The organism is Helicobacter monodelphidis (genome assembly GCF_003288845.1).
Taxonomy (GTDB): Bacteria; Campylobacterota; Campylobacteria; order Campylobacterales; family Helicobacteraceae; genus NHYN01.
In genome coordinates, this window is sequence record NZ_NHYN01000004.1 from 32,480 (window position 1) to 53,770 (window position 21,291).

General features: G+C 34.5%; 19 protein-coding genes. 12 read left to right on the top strand and 7 right to left on the bottom strand.

The window, feature by feature from the left end; all coding sequences use genetic code 11:
* Position 1: 1 nt before the first annotated feature.
* Positions 2-943, bottom strand: a complete 942-nt coding sequence (gene hemH / locus CCZ01_RS02780; RefSeq protein ID WP_112051714.1) for a ferrochelatase — start codon at positions 941-943, stop codon at positions 2-4.
* A gap of 98 nt (positions 944-1,041) precedes the next feature.
* The gene (locus tag CCZ01_RS02785; protein WP_146745208.1) at positions 1,042-3,261 is read right to left on the bottom strand and encodes an RNA ligase; all 2,220 of its coding nucleotides are present in this window, start codon (positions 3,259-3,261) and stop codon (positions 1,042-1,044) included.
* Between the two features lie 79 nt (positions 3,262-3,340).
* Between CCZ01_RS02785 and CCZ01_RS02790 the strand changes: the two genes are divergently transcribed.
* Positions 3,341-3,751, top strand: coding sequence for a hypothetical protein (locus tag CCZ01_RS02790; RefSeq protein WP_112051716.1), 411 nt, complete (start codon positions 3,341-3,343; stop codon positions 3,749-3,751).
* A gap of 86 nt (positions 3,752-3,837) precedes the next feature.
* Complete coding sequence (locus CCZ01_RS02795) at positions 3,838-5,463, top strand: sulfatase-like hydrolase/transferase (RefSeq protein WP_181566285.1); 1,626 nt, start codon at positions 3,838-3,840, stop codon at positions 5,461-5,463.
* A gap of 313 nt (positions 5,464-5,776) precedes the next feature.
* Here CCZ01_RS02795 and CCZ01_RS02800 read toward each other — a convergent pair whose 3' ends face one another.
* Together CCZ01_RS02800 and asnB are read right to left on the bottom strand one after the other, a co-directional pair.
* Positions 5,777-6,865: a DUF354 domain-containing protein gene (locus tag CCZ01_RS02800; RefSeq protein WP_112051717.1), complete on the bottom strand. Its 1,089-nt coding sequence runs from the start codon at positions 6,863-6,865 to the stop codon at positions 5,777-5,779.
* The gene (asnB, locus tag CCZ01_RS02805; RefSeq protein ID WP_112051718.1) at positions 6,862-8,544 is read right to left on the bottom strand and encodes an asparagine synthase (glutamine-hydrolyzing); all 1,683 of its coding nucleotides are present in this window, start codon (positions 8,542-8,544) and stop codon (positions 6,862-6,864) included. The genes CCZ01_RS02800 and asnB overlap by 4 nt, the downstream gene beginning before the upstream one ends.
* A 66-nt stretch (positions 8,545-8,610) precedes the next feature.
* Between asnB and CCZ01_RS02810 the strand changes: the two genes are divergently transcribed.
* From CCZ01_RS02810 to CCZ01_RS02855, 10 genes are all read left to right on the top strand, one after another.
* The gene (locus CCZ01_RS02810) at positions 8,611-9,174 is read left to right on the top strand and encodes a Crp/Fnr family transcriptional regulator (RefSeq protein WP_112051719.1); all 564 of its coding nucleotides are present in this window, start codon (positions 8,611-8,613) and stop codon (positions 9,172-9,174) included.
* Positions 9,175-9,306: 132 nt separating this feature from the next.
* Positions 9,307-10,473, top strand: a complete 1,167-nt coding sequence (locus CCZ01_RS02815) for a pyridoxal phosphate-dependent aminotransferase (RefSeq protein ID WP_112051720.1) — start codon at positions 9,307-9,309, stop codon at positions 10,471-10,473.
* Between the two features lie 24 nt (positions 10,474-10,497).
* On the top strand, positions 10,498-11,160 hold the full coding sequence (locus CCZ01_RS02820) for an O-methyltransferase (RefSeq protein WP_112051721.1): 663 nt from the start codon (positions 10,498-10,500) through the stop codon (positions 11,158-11,160).
* Complete coding sequence (locus CCZ01_RS02825; protein WP_112051722.1) at positions 11,151-12,266, top strand: DegT/DnrJ/EryC1/StrS family aminotransferase; 1,116 nt, start codon at positions 11,151-11,153, stop codon at positions 12,264-12,266. Before CCZ01_RS02820 ends, CCZ01_RS02825 begins: the two co-directional genes overlap by 10 nt.
* The gene (locus tag CCZ01_RS02830) at positions 12,263-12,787 is read left to right on the top strand and encodes an adenylyl-sulfate kinase (RefSeq protein ID WP_112051723.1); all 525 of its coding nucleotides are present in this window, start codon (positions 12,263-12,265) and stop codon (positions 12,785-12,787) included. The genes CCZ01_RS02825 and CCZ01_RS02830 overlap by 4 nt, the downstream gene beginning before the upstream one ends.
* A 117-nt stretch (positions 12,788-12,904) precedes the next feature.
* Positions 12,905-14,623 carry a type I secretion system permease/ATPase gene (locus CCZ01_RS02835; protein ID WP_112051724.1) on the top strand — a complete coding sequence of 573 codons (1,719 nt, stop codon included), beginning with the start codon at positions 12,905-12,907 and terminating at the stop codon, positions 14,621-14,623.
* Positions 14,624-14,631: 8 nt separating this feature from the next.
* Positions 14,632-15,978: an HlyD family type I secretion periplasmic adaptor subunit gene (locus CCZ01_RS02840; RefSeq protein WP_112051725.1), complete on the top strand. Its 1,347-nt coding sequence runs from the start codon at positions 14,632-14,634 to the stop codon at positions 15,976-15,978.
* Positions 15,968-17,284, top strand: a complete 1,317-nt coding sequence (locus tag CCZ01_RS02845; RefSeq protein WP_112051726.1) for a TolC family protein — start codon at positions 15,968-15,970, stop codon at positions 17,282-17,284. The genes CCZ01_RS02840 and CCZ01_RS02845 overlap by 11 nt, the downstream gene beginning before the upstream one ends.
* A gap of 2 nt (positions 17,285-17,286) precedes the next feature.
* Positions 17,287-17,853 carry a tetratricopeptide repeat protein gene (locus CCZ01_RS02850; RefSeq protein ID WP_112051727.1) on the top strand — a complete coding sequence of 189 codons (567 nt, stop codon included), beginning with the start codon at positions 17,287-17,289 and terminating at the stop codon, positions 17,851-17,853.
* A gap of 510 nt (positions 17,854-18,363) precedes the next feature.
* Positions 18,364-18,705, top strand: coding sequence for an FAD-dependent oxidoreductase (locus CCZ01_RS02855; RefSeq protein WP_112051728.1), 342 nt, complete (start codon positions 18,364-18,366; stop codon positions 18,703-18,705).
* On the opposite strand, the gene CCZ01_RS02860 is transcribed toward CCZ01_RS02855, so the two are convergent.
* From CCZ01_RS02860 to CCZ01_RS02870, 3 genes are all read right to left on the bottom strand, one after another.
* Positions 18,594-19,346 (bottom strand): tetratricopeptide repeat protein, encoded by a 753-nt coding sequence (locus CCZ01_RS02860; RefSeq protein WP_112051729.1) that lies wholly within the window; start codon positions 19,344-19,346, stop codon positions 18,594-18,596. The genes CCZ01_RS02855 and CCZ01_RS02860 overlap by 112 nt on opposite strands.
* Positions 19,343-20,815 carry a hypothetical protein gene (locus CCZ01_RS02865; protein ID WP_112051730.1) on the bottom strand — a complete coding sequence of 491 codons (1,473 nt, stop codon included), beginning with the start codon at positions 20,813-20,815 and terminating at the stop codon, positions 19,343-19,345. Before CCZ01_RS02865 ends, CCZ01_RS02860 begins: the two co-directional genes overlap by 4 nt.
* 101 nt (positions 20,816-20,916) lie before the next feature.
* Complete coding sequence (locus CCZ01_RS02870; RefSeq protein ID WP_112051731.1) at positions 20,917-21,291, bottom strand: hypothetical protein; 375 nt, start codon at positions 21,289-21,291, stop codon at positions 20,917-20,919.

Here is a 21,291-nt window from a genome sequence, read left to right on the forward strand (position 1 = left end):
CTTACTCCTTTTCTTTTTGTACAATAAGATTTAAGATTGTCTTAACAAAACTTTCTGAATGGTTTAGGCACTCACAAACCTCATAAGATGAAATGCCTATTTTCTGTGCCTCGTGCCGATATTCTATGGAAAGTTCAAAATCTGTTTCTGAATTATCAAGTGTAAATGAAATAGGATAAATCAGCACAGACTCACCCTTTAGAGATTTTAACTTTTCTTTTAAGGAGGGTGTTAGCCATTTATTTGGTCCAATACGCGATTGAAAAGCATGCGTAATTTCTTTGAATTCTATTCCTTTTTTTTGTAATATTGTTTTAAGTGTTTCAATGTTTGCAAGAACTTCTTTTTCGTAAGGATCGCCTTTGTCCACAATAGATTGAGGTAATCCATGAGCAGAAATAATTAGCACAATATTATGATTTGGCTTTTTGAGTTTTTTTGTGCCTTCTATAATTTTTTCAGCAATGGCCTCATTGTAAAATTCATTATCAAAATAGCGATCAATGATAAAAGTCTTTGGCATATAGGAAAGCTCAAAACAAGCCTTTTTTACATGCTCTAAAGAAGTCAGTGTCGTAGTGGTAGAATATTGAGGGTAAAGACTAAACAAAACCAATTCTTGAATATTTTTTTGTTGTAATAAAGCGAGTTGTTGTTTAATAAATGGAGTGGTATAACTCATACCATAAGTGTATAAACGGCTCGAATCCGCCTTCTGCAAGGCTTGAATTAGATTTTTTGTATGTGTAATAATGGGTGATTTTCCTCCCAATACCTCATAGTTTGATTTTGCTTTATTTAGTCGCATAAAAACAATCAAACTTGCAAGAAAGGAACGTACAAAAGAAGATGAAACACTTATGATGTTTTTGTCGTTGAACATATTAGTTAGAAAAGTCCTTACTTCATCAAGGTTGTTTGGTCCTCCCATATTTAAAAGCATAACGGCTTTTATGGTCTCTCCTTTATTAAGAATAATATTTTATGAACCAGAATTCTATATTATTATTCCTAATAAAAAGTAACTTCTTGTTTTGTAACTTAATGTTGATTTTTTAAGAATAGATTTCTTAAGTCGATGATATTTTTGCCCAAAAAATCCTGCAAATTACCCATCTCTAATATTGTCAGTGCTTGTTTAAAATACCATTCTAAGAAAGGGTTTTGTTGGCATTTTGAAAGCAAGGTTTGAATGTATTTTGCCTGATTTTTTGATTTTTGAATTTGGCTAACAAAATGATGGACTGCCGAACGTTTTTGCTTCCATTCCACATAAAAGCTACCTTTTACTTTAAACATAAATGATTCTGTATCTTCAATCACAAAACCTTCAATTGCCTCTGAATGAGGTAGGATTCCTGAGCTATTCTCAACGAGAAAGCTTTCTAGAGTTTGAAAGTCATTAATAGAACAAAAATGTCTCTTACAAGGAACACCTATTTCATTTGCAATGTTTTGTAAATCTTCATAAGATTTTCTATAAAAAATAAGAGAATTTTCAACAGCATCTAGTAGGACAATCTTTGGAGAATGGTATTCAATAATATGGGGGTCAAAGATAGGGTCAATCACTTCAAATACTAAAGAGTAGTTTATATTTTTACTTAAAAAATATAAGATTTTTGATTCGACATCTAGTTGTTTGATGAGATGGGCAAAATGTTTTGAATGTATCCCACCCCAATCACTTTTGGAGCTAATAAATAGAGAGTTATTGTGGAATGCAATAATCCCCAAGAATCCGTTTTCCTTAATGTAAGTCTGCAGAGGAAATTTCAAGGTTTGTTGCAAAGAATTAAGCTTGAGTGCATCTTGCTCATTGAGATTAAAAAATTTATCATAACTACGTGCAACAATGCTGAAATTTTGTGTGTCTAAGAAAAGTCCTCTTGCCTTACATGTAATTGTATCCCAATTTTTTTTACTAAAGGCTTCGCGTGAAAAGCGAAAACTAGAAATATGACCAAATTGTTTTTCTTGAACCCACTGGCTTTTGCGAAATTCTTTTAATAGCTCGCATACATTCGAGGGTGATTTTGGTACTTGAGTCGAAACAATAGGGCTACTTTGCTTAAATACTTCATTTTTAAATTCAAGGCATTCAAATCCATGACAATCAAGTGTTACAACACGTAAATATCCACCAAATTCAACTTTATTTTCACATACAAACACGCGTGAGTTGATTTGTGTAGGTAAGTTTTGTCGATTGCGATGACCAAAAATCTGGTATAAATTTGCGTGTGTATTTTGATAGAAATATTCTGCTATTAAGGCTGTATCGCTGTAATTGCCAATGCCATGAATCATTGCACTACTTGGAATAAAGCTTAACTGGCTGATATCAGAGGGAAAATTTGGCATTCCGCAATGATTACAAAAAACTTGCTTATCCCCATAGGAATAGACAATGAGTGTTTTAAGTTGACTGCATAGATAATTTATATCTTGCCTGGAGAGAGAATTTTCTTCAATCTGAACTTTTGTATTAAGATTAAATTCTGATGATTGAGATTCTTCACCTCTTGCATATGTGCGTAAATGCCGTTCGTGATTACCTTCAATTAAGTAAACATTAGGAAGATTACAAATACTCAAAAGATATTTTAAGACCTCTGCATTTTCAATACCCCTGTCAATATAATCTCCCAAAAAAATATAAAAGTTTTGTGGTTGTATCTCACCTAGATTCTTCAGGACAGAATAGCAACCTTGTAAATCCCCAATATGATAAATTTTTTCATAAGCATTTAAATCCATCGGTGAGTATAAAACTTGCCTCCAATTTTTCCTATGAATAACAGAATATTGATGGGGCAAAGGATTGTTTTTGAGTTGTTTATGCATACGGACAAGAGTTTCGTTAGGTACGAAAAATTTACCATTTTGTCGACGCAATAAATTACGTTTTTGGCATTCTTCAAGACTAACATCAGTGAAATCAACAATGTGCATTTCATATGCATATTGTTGGCATAGTTTTTGGTAGATTTTAAGATTATTTAAAACTGTATTTGTTGCATCGATAATTGTGAAATCGCCATTTTTAAGGCGAGATTCCAAAAGTTTATAAAAAAAATCCCAAATAAAAGAGTCATTTTTTTGACTTACAGATAGAGAACCATCGATGCATTGCGTTGGACTTTGGGCAAGAATCCTTAAGGCATCGGGGCTCAAAGTAAATAAACTTAAGTTATTTTCTTTAATCCAACTACTTTTTCCGCTTGCAGGTAAACCACGTGTAACAAGAAGAATGCGCAATTTTATCCCCCTTCCTATATTCAATCTAATTTGTTATAATGACGGGAAACTTTATCCAACTTTTACTAATGGAGAGGTAATGCCGAGTCATATTATTGCTGAAATGTTATTTTATCATCATTTTTTTTCAATTTGCTTATTGATTGTGCCAATTGTTGCACTGATTATTTTGTTTTTAAGTCAAAATTTTCCTTTTATGATTCGCAGAATTCGTCTTCTTACTCCAATGTATGGGTTCTTTATCGCGACTACCATCTTTACGGGGATTATTTTTAGCTTTATTTTGCAAACCTTTAATCTCAAAATAGCATTAATGATTCTTGTCTCAATTTTCCTTATTATGGGTGAAATTAAACGATACAAGAAACAAAGAGTTATTGCAAGTTATGATATTGATCTGCAGAAAACCTATCGTTTATTTGCAAAACAAAAATATGCTCTTGATTTAATTTTATTGATTGTAACTTATGCTATAACCCCATTTTTATAGTTGAATGCAATGATAGCTTGAATAAATATATTGTAATTTAATATTTACTTTATATTAATGTTAAACTTTTATTTTGGGAGTTTTTAATGCGATTGAAAAACTGGTTAATTCTATCGGTAGCAACTTTTTTTACCTTTCTTGCACCAGGTATATTTTTTAGCTTATTGAATCAAAATTATATTTTTAGAATAGAAATTGTCTTTCTTGTTGCTTTTATTCCTGCTGCACTTTTATTGCCACTAGTTAAACCTCGCATCATCTCTATTGGTATTCTTATCGTTTTTGCTGTAATGGAGATCTTCCAGTTTTGCCATCTCTTTTGGTTTGGAACACCTCTTAGCGTTTTTAGCTTAGCACTCATTTCTAAAGAATGGCACGAAATTCTTAATACTGCACAAGGTAGTCTTCGTGGTATTATTTATGTGATAGCCATTCTTGTTTTTTATGGTGGATTAATTCTTGCCTACTTAAAATTGCAATGCTCTAAAAACTATTTTGCGTTAGTAGGTATTGTTATCTTGCTTTCTGTCTTGCCACACAAAGCAATTTTTAAAACTCCTAGTATTAATAATTTTTTGCCACGCAATGATAGTGTTAGCTTGTATAATAGTTTACGCGTGTTCACTGCATATTTTTTGATTTATCTCCCCAAAGATTCTAGCCCAATTAAAAAATATCAACCTTATGAGATAGTAGAGAAAAAGACTCTTCCACCACGAAATATTGTGATTATTTTAGCAGAAAGTGTGAATGCAAATAATATTGGCATTTTAGGTTACAAGAGGAATACAACTCCTTTGCTCTCTGAACTTATGCAACAAGATCCTTATTTTGTAGCTAAGAAAGCAATCTCTAGCTCTGTTCTTACGCGAATATCAACTGCTATGTTTTTTAATCTTGTTTATGAATATGACAATATTGTTCATCTTTCGCAACAAAATTTTCATCTTTTTAAGCTGGCTAAGGAGGCTGGATTTACAACCTATTATATTTCCAACCAAACTGAAGCTGAAGTAATTCCAATGGCATCAAATTATATCGATATCTTGCGAACTAAAGAATCTTATCTATTTCGCTCCAATGAAATAGGTGATTTAGTTTTATTAGAACAACTCGATAAGTTTTTGCCTGAATTAGAATATTCAGAAAATGCTGGAAATTTTATTGTACTTCATCAAAGAAACCCACATTCTCCTTATGAAAATAGCTATCGTGCATATCCAGAAGCTGAAGTTTTTCCTTTGGAAAATCTTACAGAAGATGTGTATCGTGAGAATAGTTATGACAATGCGATGATTTTTAATGATTATATCATTTCAAGTATTTTTAAAAAATTCAAATCCCTTTCTATGCCTACTTATATTTTATTTGTGCCAGACCACGGTGAAGCTATGGGAGAAGTGGGAGACAATGGTTATCAAGAATTTGGGCATTCTTTTTTAAGTCAGCATGTTGCAAATATTCCGCTTTTTGCAACATTATACAATGGAAAAGATGATATATACGTTCAAAAACTTAAGGATTTTTTCTATCCTACGCATTATGAAATTGGTATGCTCATCGCTGAAGTCATGGGCTATAAAATCCATAATCCTAATCCAATATTAGAGAATGTTTTTTTTATTAATGGGGTAGATATTGCCGGAAATATGGGACATATACGCGTAATTAAAGACAAAGAAAAAAGCAAAATTGAATTCCAAAAATTCTAACTTGACATTAAACCTTTATCCAAAGATCTCCTAAAACATTCCTTAGAGCTATTTTACTCTAATCTTTGTGTGTAGATTCATTATCTTTTTGCACATAAATCTACAGAAAAGGATTGAGGTAAATTTATGTATCCTTATATGGCAATTTTTGTAATCATTAAGAATCTTTTAGTCAAATCTTTGTGGATTTTAAAATCCTCTAGTATTCCCTATTGTTTGATTGAATTCTTTTGTAGAGAATGTTTTGGTATTGGCTAGAGGTGATTAAAATTAGTCATTCTAGTATAATTTTCTTGAAAAGTTTTGTAAAATTTTATTTTTTTGGCTTTAAAATAATCTCTTCAATTTTTGAGATAATGGAATTAAAATTACATTCACCACGAACAAAATAGCTTTGGCTATTCACCCTTTTGCCTATCATATTTTTGGTAATTTCAATAATTTCTGAAGCATTTTGACTCCAAAACATTAGCTGATTTTTAAGAAGATATTGGTCATGTACAAGCCATATAGAACGTGTAGATATTGTTGGAATGCCATAGCAAACTGCTTCAAGATTCATTGTTCCGCCCCCACCAATAAAAATATCAATAAAAGGATAAAATTCTTCGGGTTTTAATTTTTCTTCTAGTACACTTGCAATATGTCCAAAATCTCTTTTTAAGCGATCTTTTTCATAGCGAGGCATAATCACAATATTCGCATCCAGCTTTTGCTTTAAAAGTGGAATCACCTCATAAATTGTTGGAATTTTTTCTTTGACATAGTGGGCCTTATATTCTTCCTCACGTACGAGAATTGTTGGCTTTGTTAAGTCTAAATTATATCGTTTGCGGAAGTCATTTTTATCATCTTTTTGAATATCATTAATCCACAATGCAACATCAATAAAGGGGTAGGGGATAGCTTGATGTTCATCAAGGGCAAAGCGGAGCATCAATTCTCTTGGTAAAACAAAGGGATAAAAAAATAAATGCGAAAAGGGAAGGGTTAAGCGAGAAACGGCTGTAAGCTCTGTCGGACAATTAATGTCGCCTGGTGTTGTAAAGGCTGGAGTATCGTAGATATTGACAACAGGAATGCCAATTCCGTAAGCAACATGAACACTATCTACAACAGCACCACAAATGAGTACATCCGGTGTTCCTTTTGCACGAAATAAATCAAGAATCTCTTTTTGTCTGAATATTCTGGCTTCAAATTTTTCTAAGAGTGTTGAACCACCATATTCTCCTAAAACAATATGCTCAATCCCATGAATATCCAAAATTTCTTTCGCCTCCGTATAATGTGGTGCATAACGTGTCGTTACTAAAACTTTATAATTAAGCTCCAAGAGTTCTTGAATCATCTTAGAAAAAAACATTGCATATTTAGGCGTTGCAACATCAATCCAAATCATTTGCGTATCTCCTTTAATGCTTGAAAAATTGCCCATCTCACATCAAATAAAGATTCATACTCCATACCTAACTCTTTCATTAAGGCGACTTCTGGAGATGAAAAACCAATCTTATCGCGTCTATAGGCAAGTTTTTTGCTACCTAGCCTTTCTAAAAGAATGCGTAGGAGATATTTACTGTAACCTTTTGCAAATTTTAATCCTTCTGTAATCTCAAAAGCAAATTCTACAATACGATAATCTGTAAAAGGTGTCCTGTTCTCAACCCCAACTGCCATTGCATTTCTATCTTCATAACGAAGCAAATGTGGTAAATTAAATAAGGTGGTATCAAGCCATAAACTCTGATTGAAGTCAGGCAAAAATCGTTCCAATAGGAATTGAAAAGATGGAATAGGCATTCCGTATTGTTGCATTTTTTGGACATTGCGTGCATTGTCCTCTTGAAAAAGTTGTAGCTTAAGTTCCCGATTTAAAGAACATTTTAAGCCCAACATATATTCAGTTAAGGCTTCTTTACCATAAAGCTGAATACGAAATTCAAATTCTTGCCGATTCTGGAAAATAAAGCGTCCAGCATGATGATAATAACCACCAAATAACTCATCAGCACCTTGCCCACCTAGAGTAACCTTGCAATAAGGTGCAATGGATTGAAAAAGCAAAAATTGTGCATAAACCGAAAAACTTCTAAAGATTTCATCTTGTATGTATACGAGCTGATGAAAATGTTGCTTAAAATCGCTTAAGTGTGGTGAAATAATTTGAATAGGAATCTCTAAGTTGCGACCCAGTTCCTGAATGTGTATACTCTCATCGCTTTCTTGAAAGTCCGTGAAGCTAACACCAAAAAAATGGCATTGCCCACCTAATCTCTGAATGTAATGTGCAAGAATGGAGCTATCAATTCCACCTGAAACAGATAAAGCAACGGGTACATCAGAGCGAAGTCGTATTCGAACGGCATCTTGCAGGAGTTCATCAAGCTTTTCTATCGCCTCTTCTAAGCGGGTGTATTTGCGGGAGGGTGTAAAATCCCAATATTTTGTACACTTAAGTTCTTGATTTTTAAATATTCCATAATGTGCTGCTGGAAATGAATAAATATTTTGGTAAATACTTTGCTGAATGCTACCAGCACCAAACAGTAGCCACGATGCAACCTCCTCTAAACAAAAAGGTTGAGGTAAAATTTCTAAAATTGCTTTAATTTCAGATGCAAAAAGAAGTTGTTGATTGATGAGAGAATAAAAAAGAGGCTTATTTCCCAGCCTGTCTCTTGCTAAAAAAACCTCCCCATTATGTTTATTGTAGATGGCAAATGCAAAATCTCCATTGAATTTACTCACACATTTTTCATTCCAAAAAGCATAGGCGTGAAGCAAGACTTCCGTGTCGCTTGTTGTATAAAAAGGTACATTCTGTTGAATGAGTTGTTGCTTAATTTCAATATAATTATAGATTTCTCCATTGAATACAAGGGATAGATGAGGGCAAAAGGGCGAATGAAATGGTTGATTAGCCTCCTCGCTTAAATCAATAATGCTTAAACGATTATGTGCCATTGCAAAATTATGGTGCTCAAAGTACCCACTTGCGTTTTTACCACGATGCTTCATAGTTTCATTGGCACGCAAAATATCTTGTAGCGGATAATACCCTCCACAAATACTACACATTATTTTCCTTATTGTCTTTGAATTTTGGTATTATATCCAAACAACACTTAATTAAGGGGTAAGATAATGCAACACCATTTAGAAATGCTTTTTAAGGTTGGATTGCAGAAAAAATATAAAAAAGATGAAATTATATTTTTTGAGGGAGAAAAACCTTTATTTTTCTTTGTGCTGTTAGAGGGTAAAATAAGAATTTACAAAACTCAAGAAACAGGAATACAAAAAACATTACATGTATTCAATAGCGTAAGTTTGATTGCAGAAATGCCTTCTTTTCGTGGAATACCCTATCCGGCTACGGCAATTTGTGAAAAAGAAAGTATTATTTTAAGAATTTGCATTCAAGATCTTAAGAAACAATTACAAGATTCACAATTTTCCTTACTGCTTATCCAATCTCTCTTTGAAAAGATTCGTATTTTAGAGCAATATATCCAAGAATCTCAAGAACCTTTATCGCAACGTGTTCTTACTTTTTTAAGCAATCATCAAGAAGAGATTCTTTCTCTTAATCAACGTCAAATCGCACAACGATTGAATACAACGGCTGAATCTTTATCGCGAGTGCTAAAGAAGTTGAAAAATGAAAATAAAATTAATGTTGTTAAGGGAAAAATTTATTTGAATTAATTTTTGCCGTATTATAAATAATAATTCATTTATAATTATTTATATCTAAAAAAGTAATAATAAGAGGATTTTAAGCGATTTTAATGTTAAATACACTCTACGATAAATACACTTAAATTAGGAGATTTCGCTATGGAATATTCTCGTCGTATCAGCTCTCTTTCTGAATCCATCACAATTGCCATTAGCACTTTAGCAAGAGATTTAAAGGCAGGTGGAAAGGATATTTTGTCATTTTCTGCCGGAGAACCAGATTTTGATACCCCGCAATTAGTTAAAGATGAAGCAATAAAAGCTATTCAAGAAGGTTTTACAAAATATACCGCAGTATCTGGAATTATTGAATTGCGTAAAGCAATTGTAGCCAAACTACAAAAGGACAATCAATTAAGTTATACACCTGATGAAATTCTCGTAAGCAATGGTGCAAAACATTCCTTATTTAATATTTTTTCTGCTCTCATTAATAATGAAGATGAAGTGATTATTCCTGCCCCGTATTGGGTAACTTATCCAGAACTGGTTACTTATTTTGGAGGAAAAAATGTCTTTATTCAAACAAGTGATGAAACTGCATTTAAAATTACGAAGGAACAGCTTAAATCAGCTATCACATCAAAGACAAAAATGTTGATTTTAAACACTCCATCTAATCCGACCGGTTCAATTTATAGCCGACAAGAGATTCAAGAATTAGCAGAAGTGCTGAAAGATACAGATATTTGGGTTGTGAGTGACGAAATGTATGAAAAACTGATTTATGACACAACTTTTACTTCTGTGGCAAGCGTAGGAACAGATATGCTGGAGCGGACAATTAGCGTTAATGGCGTGAGTAAATCTGCAGCGATGACGGGTTGGCGTATGGGTTATTTAGCCTCTAAGGATAAAAAACTTGTAAAAATGTTAGATAATCTGCAAAGTCAATGTACCTCCAATATTAATTCCATTACACAGAAGGCGTCTATGTCTGTTTTAGATGGACGTATCGATAAAGATATTCAAGCGATGTGTGGAGAATTTAAAAAGCGTAGAGATGAGGCAATTTCACTTTTTAATGCAATTGATGGCGTGTCTGTTGTCAAACCAGAGGGTGCTTTTTATTTATTTGTAAATATCAGCAAAATCGAAAAAGATTCCATGAAGTTTTGTAAAGAATTGCTTGAAAAAATGGGTGTTGCCGTTGTCCCAGGTATTGGCTTTGGAATAGATGGTTATTTCCGCTTCTCGTTCGCGACAGACATTCAAAGCATCCAAAAAGGAATTGAACGCATTGCAAACTTTATTCATCAAAAATAGTCAACTAGTTTAATGGGGCGTAGAATGCAGGAATTTCAGGTAATTTCAGATAGGGTTGAGCAAAGACGTGAGATACTTAAGCAAGATAAGACATTAATTGAAGTATTAGATTATGGAGCAGGAAATCCAGAAGATAGACGCAGTAAGGCACAAATGCAGGAGGGTGTTTGTGTGCAAGTTCCTTTATGTAGCCTTGCATCTATTGGTGTTAAACGCGAGAAAGCACAAATTCTTTATTCTCTATTTTCAAAATATTATCCGCAACGTATTCTTGAACTTGGCACTTGTTGTGGTTTTTCAAGTGTTTATATGAGTCTTTTTGCACCGCAAGCATATATCCATACAATTGAGGGTAGCCCAAATACAGCCGAAATTGCAAAGCAAAACCATACTTTTTTTAAATGCCAGAACATTCAGATTCATATTGGACGTTTTGATTCTGTACTTCCTTCCTTGCTTCCTCAAATCGTTCCTATTGATTTTGCATTTATTGACGGACATCACGACAAGGATGCTACGCTTGAATATTTTAGAATGATTTTACCTTTTATGGCACAAAACTCGATTATGCTTTTTGATGATATTGCTTGGAATGAGCTTATGCAAGAGGCTTGGAAGGAGATTCTTGCATTGAAGCATCACTCATCTATGCAGGATTTTGGAACAATGGGGGCGATATGGCTGTAAAATTTCTTGATTTGTATCAGCAGTATTTATCTATTCAATCTGAAATTGATGCAGCGATTCAGTCGGTTATTTCCCAAAGTGCGTTTGTTGGTGGAAAATTTTTAAAGAATTTTGAAGAAGATTTTTGTCGTTTTTTAAAGACTGATTCTTATGCTTTAGGTGTTGCAAATGGCACAGATGCTTTAGAAATTGCTATTGAAGCATTGGACTTACCTCGTGATTCTGAGGTTCTTATTCCGGCAAATACTTTTGCTGCAACTGCTGAAGCAGTGGTTAGGAATGGGTTAAAAATTGTATTTGTCGATTGTGCTGATGATTACACCTTAGATATCAAGGATTTGAAGGCGAAAATTACCCCTAAAAGTCGTGCAATTATTGCGGTACATTTATATGGGCAGCCTTGTAGAATGGCAGAAATTTTAGAATTAGCAAAGCAGTATTCCTTGAGGGTGATTGAAGATTGTGCTCAAGCACATGGGGCAAGATACAAGAGTGTATGTGTGGGGAATTTTGGGGATATTGCAACTTTTAGTTTTTATCCAGGTAAGAATCTTGGTGCGTATGGAGATGGAGGAATGATTCTTGCAAAAATGCCACTTTTGCAGAAATGTATAAAAATTGCTCATCACGGTGGTTTGAAAAAATATGAGCATCAGATTGTTGGACGCAATTCGCGTCTTGATTCTTTGCAAGCAGCGATTTTGAGTGTGAAGATTCAGTATTTAGCACAATGGAATGTAAGGCGTCAAGAGATTGCAAGAATGTATTGTCAAGCATTGCAACACCCAAAAATCATTTTACCCGCCTGTAGAGAAGAATGTGAATGTGTTTGGCATTTATTTGTTATCCGCGTACCGGAGGAACAGAGAGATTCTCTTTTTGCATATTTAAAAGATAAAGGCATTGAATGCGGTTTGCATTACCCAATTTGTCTGCCACATTCTCCCGCCTACCAGAAAAAGCCTTACGTTAAGGATACGCAAAACCCGAATGCAGAAAAGTGGGAAAGACAAATTCTTTCCTTACCTATGGGAGAACATTTGAGTGATGGCGATATAGAAGAGGTTGTTACAAAAATTTTATCTTTTTTTGAGTATGAACAATGAAGCAAGAATATGGTTTGGTTGTTTGGCTGACAGGGCTTGCAGGGAGTGGAAAAAGTACGATTGGTAGGGCATTATATCAACATTTAAGGCAAAGAATCAAACATATTGTTTATCTTGATGGTGATGAATTTCGCGAGTTATTTGAAAGTTTTGGCTATGATCGTTCTGCACGTGTAGAGGTTTCTAGGAAACGTTCTAAGCTCTGTTCCTTTTTGAGTTCTCAAGGGATTATTGTAATTGCTTCGACAGTTTCTTTGTATCAAGAAATTTATAAATTAAATCGTGCAAATATGCCCAATTATCTGGAAATATATGTGCAGTGCGATTTGCAGGAGCTTATTCAACGAGACCAGAAGGGGCTTTATACTCAAGCACTGAATGGAGAAACTTCTAATGTCGTCGGTGTTGATATTCCCTTTGATGAACCACAGGCTGACCTAATTATCCAAAATCACACAAAAGAACAATTAGAAAGTAACATTCAGCGTATTCTTGAGCAGATTAAAGAGAAAATACAATAACTTTTAAGTTATGTTTTGGTAGAATACCTGCCCTAAGCTTCAGAATTCATAACTCTGCGATTTTTGTTTATTGTTTTGTGATAGACTTTTAATATTTTAGAGAATTGAGGGTGGTTTATGTTAGCAAAAATCAATCAAGTTAATATTCCTCGTAATGAGTTAACGGAGGTAATTAAAGCTTCCAAACAGGCATTCATGTATGTCATGTTAGCTAGTTTTTTTATTAATCTTTTGATGTTGACGCCAACATTGTATATGTTGCAAATGTATGACCGTGTCTTAGCAAGTCGTAGTGTTGAGACTTTATTGATGTTAACAATTGTTGCAGTGTTTTTCTTTATTGTGATGGGTTGTCTAGAATTTGTGCGTTCGAGGCTTTTAGTGCGTGCGGGTAACCAAATTGATAATCGCTTAAGGAATCGTTTATTTAATCTTACATTCACTTTTGCAAACTTGCATCCTGGTATGGGTAACACCCAAGCGATGAATGATTTAACACAGGTACGACAATTTATGACAGGAACACCCATTTTTGCTTTTTTTGACCTTCCATGGGTTTTTATTTATTTAGGTATTTTATTTCTCTTTCACCCCTATTTTGGGTTTTTTGCAATTTTTGCAGGAGCTGTTATTTTTTCATTAACATTAGTGAATGAGTGGCGAACAAGAAAAGGGCTAGAAGAATCTAATCGTCTTTATCAAATGTCCACTGGCTTTTTAAATAGCAGCTTAAGAAATGCTGAAGTTGTGGAAGCTATGGGTATGCGTGAACATATCCGCAAACGTTGGATAGAACGTTATATGGATTATCATCAAGTGCAAACAGCAGCAAGTGATGAGGCGGGAATTTGGACAAATTTGAGTAAATCATTGCGTTTAATGTTCCAATCACTGATTTTAGGTTTAGGGGCGTATCTAGTGATTCAATCAGAATTGACGCCCGGAATGATGATTGCGGGTTCTATTGTGATGGGAAGGGCATTAGCTCCAATGGACTTGCTTACAGGAAGTTGGAAGCAATTTATTGCCGCAAGAGCTGCATATCAGCGTTTAGTTGGTCTTTTAGCAGAGATTCCCGTAACAGAAAAGCCGATGGCTTTGCCTATGCCACAAGGTAATGTAAGTGTTGAAGCCATTAGTGTTATTCCGCCAAATTCACGCCAGATTGTTGTCAAAAATGTATCCTTAGAGATTCACTCGGGAGAAATTGTAGGGATTATTGGACCTAGTGCTGCAGGTAAAAGTTCTTTGGCACGTGTTATGCTTGGAATTTGGAAGCCTTATTTAGGAAAAATTCGCTATGATGGTGCGGATATTGAACATTATGATCGCATTGAATTGGGGGAGCATCTTGGATATTTACCGCAAGATATTGAATTATTTGAAGGTAGTATTGCAGAAAATATTGCTCGTTATGGAGAGGTTGACTCAAAAATGGTGCTTGATGCTGCAAAAATGGCAGGTGTTCATGATATGATTTTGCAATTTCCTAATGGTTATGATACGCCCATTGGACCGGGTGGAATTGCACTTTCAGGAGGGCAACGTCAACGTATTGCTCTTGCAAGAGCAATTTATGGGTTTCCTCAATTTATTTTACTCGATGAACCCAATTCTAACCTTGATGATACAGGGGAACGTGCATTGTTGCAGGCGATTTTAAATCTCAAAGAAAGGGGAATTACTGTTGTGTTGATTACGCATAGAATGGCAGTATTGAATGCAACAGATAAAATTGCTTTAATGAAAGATGGCACATTGCAAGGTTATGGACCAAGAGAAGAAATCTTAAAAATGCTTGCTGCCCAAGCACAGCAGAATGCAATTACAAAATAGGAAAAAATATGGGAAAGTATGAATTAGTTCCGTTTCCGCTTGAATGTGAGGAGGGAGAGTTACAATCACTTGATGATCGCCCTTATCGTCGTCTTGCAGCAATTATTTTAGGAATTTTTGTCTTTATCTTTGGTATTTGGGCGGCTTTTGCACCTTTAGCGAGTGCAGTTCCAGCGGTTGGGCAGGTGAGTGTGCCAGGAAATAGAAAAATCATTCAGCATTTTGAAGGTGGCATTGTAAGTGAGATTCTTGTTAAAGATGGTGAACATGTACAAGAAAATCAACCTCTAATCCGACTTGATGAGACACGTTTTAAAGCAGAATTAGAAATTGTTTCTGCACAGTATCTTGAATCTTTAGCTAAGGAAGCACGGTTACTAGCTGAAAGGGATAATTTACCTGAAATTGCTTTATCTGAAGAATTACTGCAAAGTCAAGATCCCCTTACAGAACGTTTAATTGTTGCCCAGCAGAGTGAATTTAATGCAAGGCGCAAATTATTAGAAGATGATGAAATTGTATCTAAGCAACGCATTGAGCAATTACGCAATCAAAGTAGTGGAATCGAGGCAATTGTTATTAGTAAGCAAGATTTACTAAATTCGTATATTGAGGAAATTTCTGAGTGGGAAAATTTATATGAGCAGCAATTAATTGATAAATTACGTTTGCGTGATGTTGTGCGCGAGAAAACACGTTCTGAGGGTGAAATTGCAAGCCAAAAAGCAGAAATTGCAAAAATTGGCGTACAAGTGAGTGAAATTGAAGCACAAATGATTGTAAAGAGGCAGGAGTTTTTGCGTAGTGTTCTTGCAGAATTAAGTGAAACGCAAAGACGTTTGGCTGAATTGAAGGCAAGAAAAATTACTTTGCAGGATTCATTAGACAGAAGTGAAATCCGTTCCCCTGTTGCCGGTATTGTTGTGAATTTGCAAGTTCATACAATCGGTGCTGTTGTTGGATCTGGACGCCCTATTTTGGATATTGTACCTGATGGTGAAATGCTGATTATTGATGGACGCGTAGCGACACACGAGGTGAATTACATTCATGAGGGAATGTCTGCCGATATACATTTTGCAGGTTTTGCACATGTTCGTTCATTAAAGGTTGTGAAGGGTACATTATATGAGGTTTCAGCTGATTCTCTGGTTGATGAACGTACGCAAGTTCCTTATTATGCAGTAAAAATTAGAGTCACCAAGGAGGGTGAAGCAGAATTAAAACGTAATCATTTAGAAATTAAACCTGGTATGCCCGCTGATGCGATGATTGTAACGGGTGAACGTACTCTTTTAGAATATATTACTCAACCTTTCAGAAATATGTTTATTAGGGGGTTCCGTGAGCAATAAGTTTTTTTTGTGGGTGATTTGTACCGCCCACCTTTTTGCAGCACCCCAAACAGATATTCTTACACTCTCTAAGGCTTATGAAAAAGCCCTGAAGAATGAATCCCAAATTCTTGCACAGCAGTATCGTACAGAGGCGGCACAAGAAGGTATTGAGCAGGCTTATGCACAACTTTATCCACAAATTAGAGCCGATATTTCTGTTGGATACAATAAATATCAGCCTAATTATCCTACACCAGAAGTGAGTGAACCTTACCAGGATATTGGTGTGAGTGCCTATATCCCTGTTTTTCGTCCAGAGCTTTATGTGGGTTTAAGGCAAGCAAAGAATCGCTATGAGGGTGCTAAATATGAGTATCAACGTTATGCAAATACATTGGGATTGGAGCTTGCAAAGGCATATTTTAATTTTGTACGTGCACAGAAGAATCTTGTTTTGGCACGTTCATTAATGGAGGCGAATGAAGCAAAATATAATCAACTTAATAATATGCTAAGAAGTGGTTTAAGTACGCGTATGGACGCGTTAGAATCAAAAGTGGCTTATGACCAATCAAGGGCAGAATTTCTTGCAGAAGAACAACGTCACCGTGTTGCAAGAATGACTTTAGAGTTTATGATTGGTGAGAAAATCACAGATAATCGTATTGCTGAAATTCCTTTAGAAGGGCTGAATCCTGATGCTTTAACAATCGCAGCCTATGATTGGAATCAAGGTTTAGAGTCAAATCCTGATGTTAAGCTTGCAGAACAGAATTTAAAAGTTACACAAGACGATCTTTCTATTCGTCGCTGGTCGCATTATCCGGTTGCAGATTTTCAAATTTCTGGGCGTAAAACAGAAACAAAAGATACAAGTTTACGTGAAGATGACTTAAGAGCTTTGTTGGTCTTGAGTGTACCGATTTATCAAGGAGGCTATACACAATCACGGATACGTGAGGGAATGAAGCTAGAGAGTGCAGCGATCGAAGAATTAAATTATTATAAACGAGAAGCAAAATTAAAATTGGAAAGCTATCTTTCAGAACAAAGATTGATGATTGAGTCTGTAAAGGCTATTCGCGAAACAGAATATTCGGCACAACTTTATTTAACAAGCGTGGAGCAGGGTTATGAGCGTGGTTTAAAGAGTTTATTTGATTTACTAGAAGCACGTTCTAAGCTTTATCAAGCACGTAGGGATTTAATCGATGCTGTTTATAATTTGGTTGTAAATCAGCTTAGTTTAATGGATGTAACAGGTACTTTGAGTAGCGAACGTATTTATGAGATTGAGCGTAAATTGAATCTATTGGGGAGTTAGTTTTGAATTCTACTAGTAAAGAGAGAATGCAGGAAGCTATTGTTTATCATAAAGAGGGAAATTTAGCTGCAGCAAGAGATTTGTATATGGATATTTTAATTGATGATGAGAATAATGCTGATGCTTGGCATTTACTTGGGTTGATTGAATTGAAAGAGGGGAGAGAAGAGGGTTTTGAAATGATTTTAAAGGCTATTCGGCTTTGTCCGAATTCCCCCCTTTTTTATTCTAATATTGCCCATCATTATAAGCACTATGGGCAGCATAAAAAAGCCTTAGAACACTTTTTGAATGCCTATGAAATTTCTCCACGTCACACAACCCTTTTTGAAATTGCTCTCTTATATCAAATGCTTGCATCGAATGAAAAAGCACTGCATTGCTATGAAATTATTTTGGCAACAAATCCCTCGCATTCACAATCACTCAACAATATTGGTGTAATCTATGCACAAAAAGGAGAATGGAATATTGCACAAGCTTATTTTCAAAAAGCCTTAGATGTGAAGCCAAGTTACGAGGATGCTCTCAAAAATATCACTGTCGCTGAACAAAAGCAAAGTGATTAGGAGTTTACTCTTTATTTAAATCTATGAAATAAATAGCCTACTTTGTGGATTGAGGTTGTTTAGGCAGAGATATTAATATATTTATAAAATTAAAATAAATATAATTTGGAAGTTTTTGAGGGTAAAAATTTTAGCTTTTAGTTTAGATTCCTCAATATAGAAATATTTGTAATATTTTTGTAGCTCTGTGTTTCAAAATAAAAATTTGCATATCTATGGTATTTATCTAAAGTGATATAGCTTTGTTAAAATATGGAGAATGGTGTAATTGTTTTGTAAGCAAATATTTAGGATGGAAGACAAATCTATAATTAATAATGAGCTTCACAAATAAAAAAGTCTATAAAATATATTTTTGTTAGAGGAGTTAATTTATTTAAGAATGATACCTATTTATTGATTGGAATATTGTAAGTTTTGTATAGAATATCACAATGTGTTTGCTATTTATTAGTTTATGATATTTTAAGATACAATTAAGCACTTATTTTACAAATATGAAGGCAATTTATGAAATATGATACAATAATTATTGGCTCTGGCTTAGGCGGACTTACTTGCGGGGCCACTCTAGCAAAAAATGGTAAAAAAGTATTAGTTTTAGAACAACACAATCTTATTGGGGGTTGTGCGACTTGCTTCAAACGCAAGGGAATGTTGATTGATGCAGGATTACATGAGCTTGACTGGGGAGATTCACGCACTGATATGAAACGCTCTGCTGAATTTATCCGTATCCTCTATCTGCGTTGGCTATTTCCCTGTGTCATATTCCCCCCTTTTTGTGACCCGTCGATACTCCAATATGCATCACAGCCATTGGTGTTACCAAGTTTGCAAGATTTTCCATAAAAATCTTTCGCAATGGTAATATCCTTTTTAACACCCTGTCCTAGCTCATAGAGTGTGCCTAATTTAAAACAAGACATTGCCCCTTTTTCGCTATTGCAAGATTTCAGATAATATGTTGCTGCTTGTGTGTAATCCTGTTTTGGATTAATTTTTGGATCAGGATTTGCAAAGAAATTTCCTAAAGCATCACAACCTTCTGGATCGTTTAATTCACAAGCCCTTGCAAAAAAACCTTTAGCAGAATGATAATTTTGTTGTACGCCTGTTCCATTAGAGTGAAAAACGCCTAAGTAAAAACAAGCTGCTCCTACATTACCCTGGCAAGCCCTAAAATAAGCATCAGCGGCAAGTTTCAAATTTTTCTTATTTTTCATTTCTTCTAAATCGCTAGAATATAAGTTCCCTAATGCTCCACAAGCGGTTGCATTCCCAGCATTACAAGCTGCTTGTGCATAAGCGATTGCATCATCATAATGATGGGACTTATATGCCTCACCCACTTTTTGGAGCATTTGTTCTGGAGTGAGGGTTAGAGTTGGCTGTTCTGTAGAATTCTCCTCTGGAGAACTACTATAAACAATATCTCCTGGTTCAGTATGGGCTATACCAATCAACATTACAAAGATAAGCCATTTTTTCATTTCTTTCTCTCCCTTAGGATTTTGCGTATTTCTTGTTCAGAAGTAATAAGAATTTCAACACCAATATTATTTTTGAATCCTTTGATTTCCTCTTTAATCGTGTCCTTATTTCCCCATTCTAGTTTTTCATCAATATAGATTTGTTCAAAACTAAAGTCGCGTAACAAACTTTGTAGATTGATAATCTTAGGTGCATGTTTTACAACATAATATTTTTCTTTTGCTAAGATCATTACTTTTAGCTCTTTTGTCATCTCAATATTTTCCGAAACAATCAAGAAATACTTGCGAACACCCTTTTGTAGTTTGTGACAATAATTATATAAATCTTGGTCAGCACCGTGCAATAAACTTTTATTAAGGCGACTTAAATATTGTAACGCAAAATTCACTGCACAAAAGTTTTCTTCAGCCCCATTTTTAAAATGATAGTTTTTGAGTGCGACAGAGTTGACAGAAAATTTCCAGATTTGCTCATCTAATAATGTGCCACAAATATCCAGCCCATCTTTAATTTTTTTAAAAAAACGATTGAAAGTGCTTTGAAATACAACGCTAAATGCGTCAAAATGTTGTTTGTAAAAATCCTCCTTAATTTTCTCAAGTTGTTCCAGACTTTTTTTAATACGTTCATGTTCTTTTATACTACTTTGCAAAGCAACCTGTACTTTTTGTAGCTTTTCTTTATTTTTTGCCTCATCGCCTCTTTTTGTTTCGATTCTTCCTAAGAGCATATTAATTTCACTGCTAAAGCCTTTTTCTTGCCTTGTGAAAAGAGTAATTTTTTCTTTTCTCCCCTCAATAGCCGAACATAATGCCTGATAATGGCATTGAAATTTTAAAAAATAATCATTAAATAAATTTTCCATATTTACATGTTGATATTTGAGCATCCCCTCATAAGAATTCTCCAGACGTGTTAAAATACCTAAATATTCGGAGAATTTATCGCGTGTGATGGATTTATCTGCAAACAAAAGCGTTTCAAGTGTTTTTGCAATAAACCTTTTTAGTTGGTTATAATCAAGTAGTAAAATGTTTGAGTCATGGTTTAATTCATCAATAGCGTTCACTGCTGTTGCTTCTGAAAAAAAATAGTTTTTTGCTGCTTCAGCGACATTAATTGTTACTGGAACTTCTCGTATTGTTTCATAGTTTGTAGAAGAAAAAATATTCTGTACCGTCGCAAAACGTGCCTTTTCCTCAAGGGTTTCTAATTCTTCATCACTATTTGTGTGCCAAAAATCACGTTCGCTAACAAGACTGTTTTCGTCAAAAATTTGGAATTTGGATGCGTGTGCATCTGTAATATATTTATTGTCACCACGAAATTCAACAAACATTCCAATGGCAGGAATCACCCTTTTGTCATGCCAAGTTTCTTTGTTAAATTCAAATAACATTTTTGAAACGGTCGTCACAACTCCTCTGCCTGTTGCATTTTGAAAGCTTACAATTTTTCCATGCATGGATTTTCCTTATTTTTAATTGTGTCGCTATTGTAACAAATTAAAGCTGGAATAAAATTTAAAAAATGAATTCTTGAAAAAATCTTATAAAAAATACTTTATTATTTTATTTTGATAACACCATCTAAACGATTATGCAAAGATTCTAATATCTCATCATCTGTGTGAATTTCTCTCAGTAATCGCATGTCGCAGACATAATCTTGTAAAATACTCTGCCATCTATTTAGAGTTGATAGGGGAGTATCGTAGGGAGCAATGATGTATGTCGCTTTTAGATTTAAGGCATAAATTAATTCTATATCTTTTCTGATTCTTGTTGCAAAGGATATTTCTTGCTTTAAGCATTCTCCTGCAAGCTGGAGTTCCCAATTAAAGGTAATCACACTATTTGGGGGGCTATCTTGTATTTGTACTGGTGAGTTGATATTAAAAAAGACTGGGGAAGGAATTCCGCTAAATCCAAACATTAACAT

Bases quoted from the DNA above. Each gene is read 5' to 3' on its own strand.
- hemH (WP_112051714.1), bottom strand. From the start codon at position 943: ATGCTTTTAAATATGGGAGGACCAAACAACCTTGATGAAGTAAGGACT.
- CCZ01_RS02790 (WP_112051716.1), top strand. From the start codon at position 3,341: ATGCCGAGTCATATTATTGCTGAAATGTTATTTTATCATCATTTTTTT.
- CCZ01_RS02795 (WP_181566285.1), top strand. From the start codon at position 3,838: ATGCGATTGAAAAACTGGTTAATTCTATCGGTAGCAACTTTTTTTACC.
- CCZ01_RS02800 (WP_112051717.1), bottom strand. From the start codon at position 6,865: ATGATTTGGATTGATGTTGCAACGCCTAAATATGCAATGTTTTTTTCT.
- asnB (WP_112051718.1), bottom strand. From the start codon at position 8,544: ATGTGTAGTATTTGTGGAGGGTATTATCCGCTACAAGATATTTTGCGT.
- CCZ01_RS02810 (WP_112051719.1), top strand. From the start codon at position 8,611: ATGCAACACCATTTAGAAATGCTTTTTAAGGTTGGATTGCAGAAAAAA.
- CCZ01_RS02815 (WP_112051720.1), top strand. From the start codon at position 9,307: ATGGAATATTCTCGTCGTATCAGCTCTCTTTCTGAATCCATCACAATT.
- CCZ01_RS02820 (WP_112051721.1), top strand. From the start codon at position 10,498: ATGCAGGAATTTCAGGTAATTTCAGATAGGGTTGAGCAAAGACGTGAG.
- CCZ01_RS02825 (WP_112051722.1), top strand. From the start codon at position 11,151: ATGGCTGTAAAATTTCTTGATTTGTATCAGCAGTATTTATCTATTCAA.
- CCZ01_RS02830 (WP_112051723.1), top strand. From the start codon at position 12,263: ATGAAGCAAGAATATGGTTTGGTTGTTTGGCTGACAGGGCTTGCAGGG.
- CCZ01_RS02835 (WP_112051724.1), top strand. From the start codon at position 12,905: ATGTTAGCAAAAATCAATCAAGTTAATATTCCTCGTAATGAGTTAACG.
- CCZ01_RS02840 (WP_112051725.1), top strand. From the start codon at position 14,632: ATGGGAAAGTATGAATTAGTTCCGTTTCCGCTTGAATGTGAGGAGGGA.
- CCZ01_RS02855 (WP_112051728.1), top strand. From the start codon at position 18,364: ATGAAATATGATACAATAATTATTGGCTCTGGCTTAGGCGGACTTACT.
- CCZ01_RS02860 (WP_112051729.1), bottom strand. From the start codon at position 19,346: ATGAAAAAATGGCTTATCTTTGTAATGTTGATTGGTATAGCCCATACT.
- CCZ01_RS02865 (WP_112051730.1), bottom strand. From the start codon at position 20,815: ATGCATGGAAAAATTGTAAGCTTTCAAAATGCAACAGGCAGAGGAGTT.
- CCZ01_RS02870 (WP_112051731.1), bottom strand. From the start codon at position 21,291: ATGTTAATGTTTGGATTTAGCGGAATTCCTTCCCCAGTCTTTTTTAAT.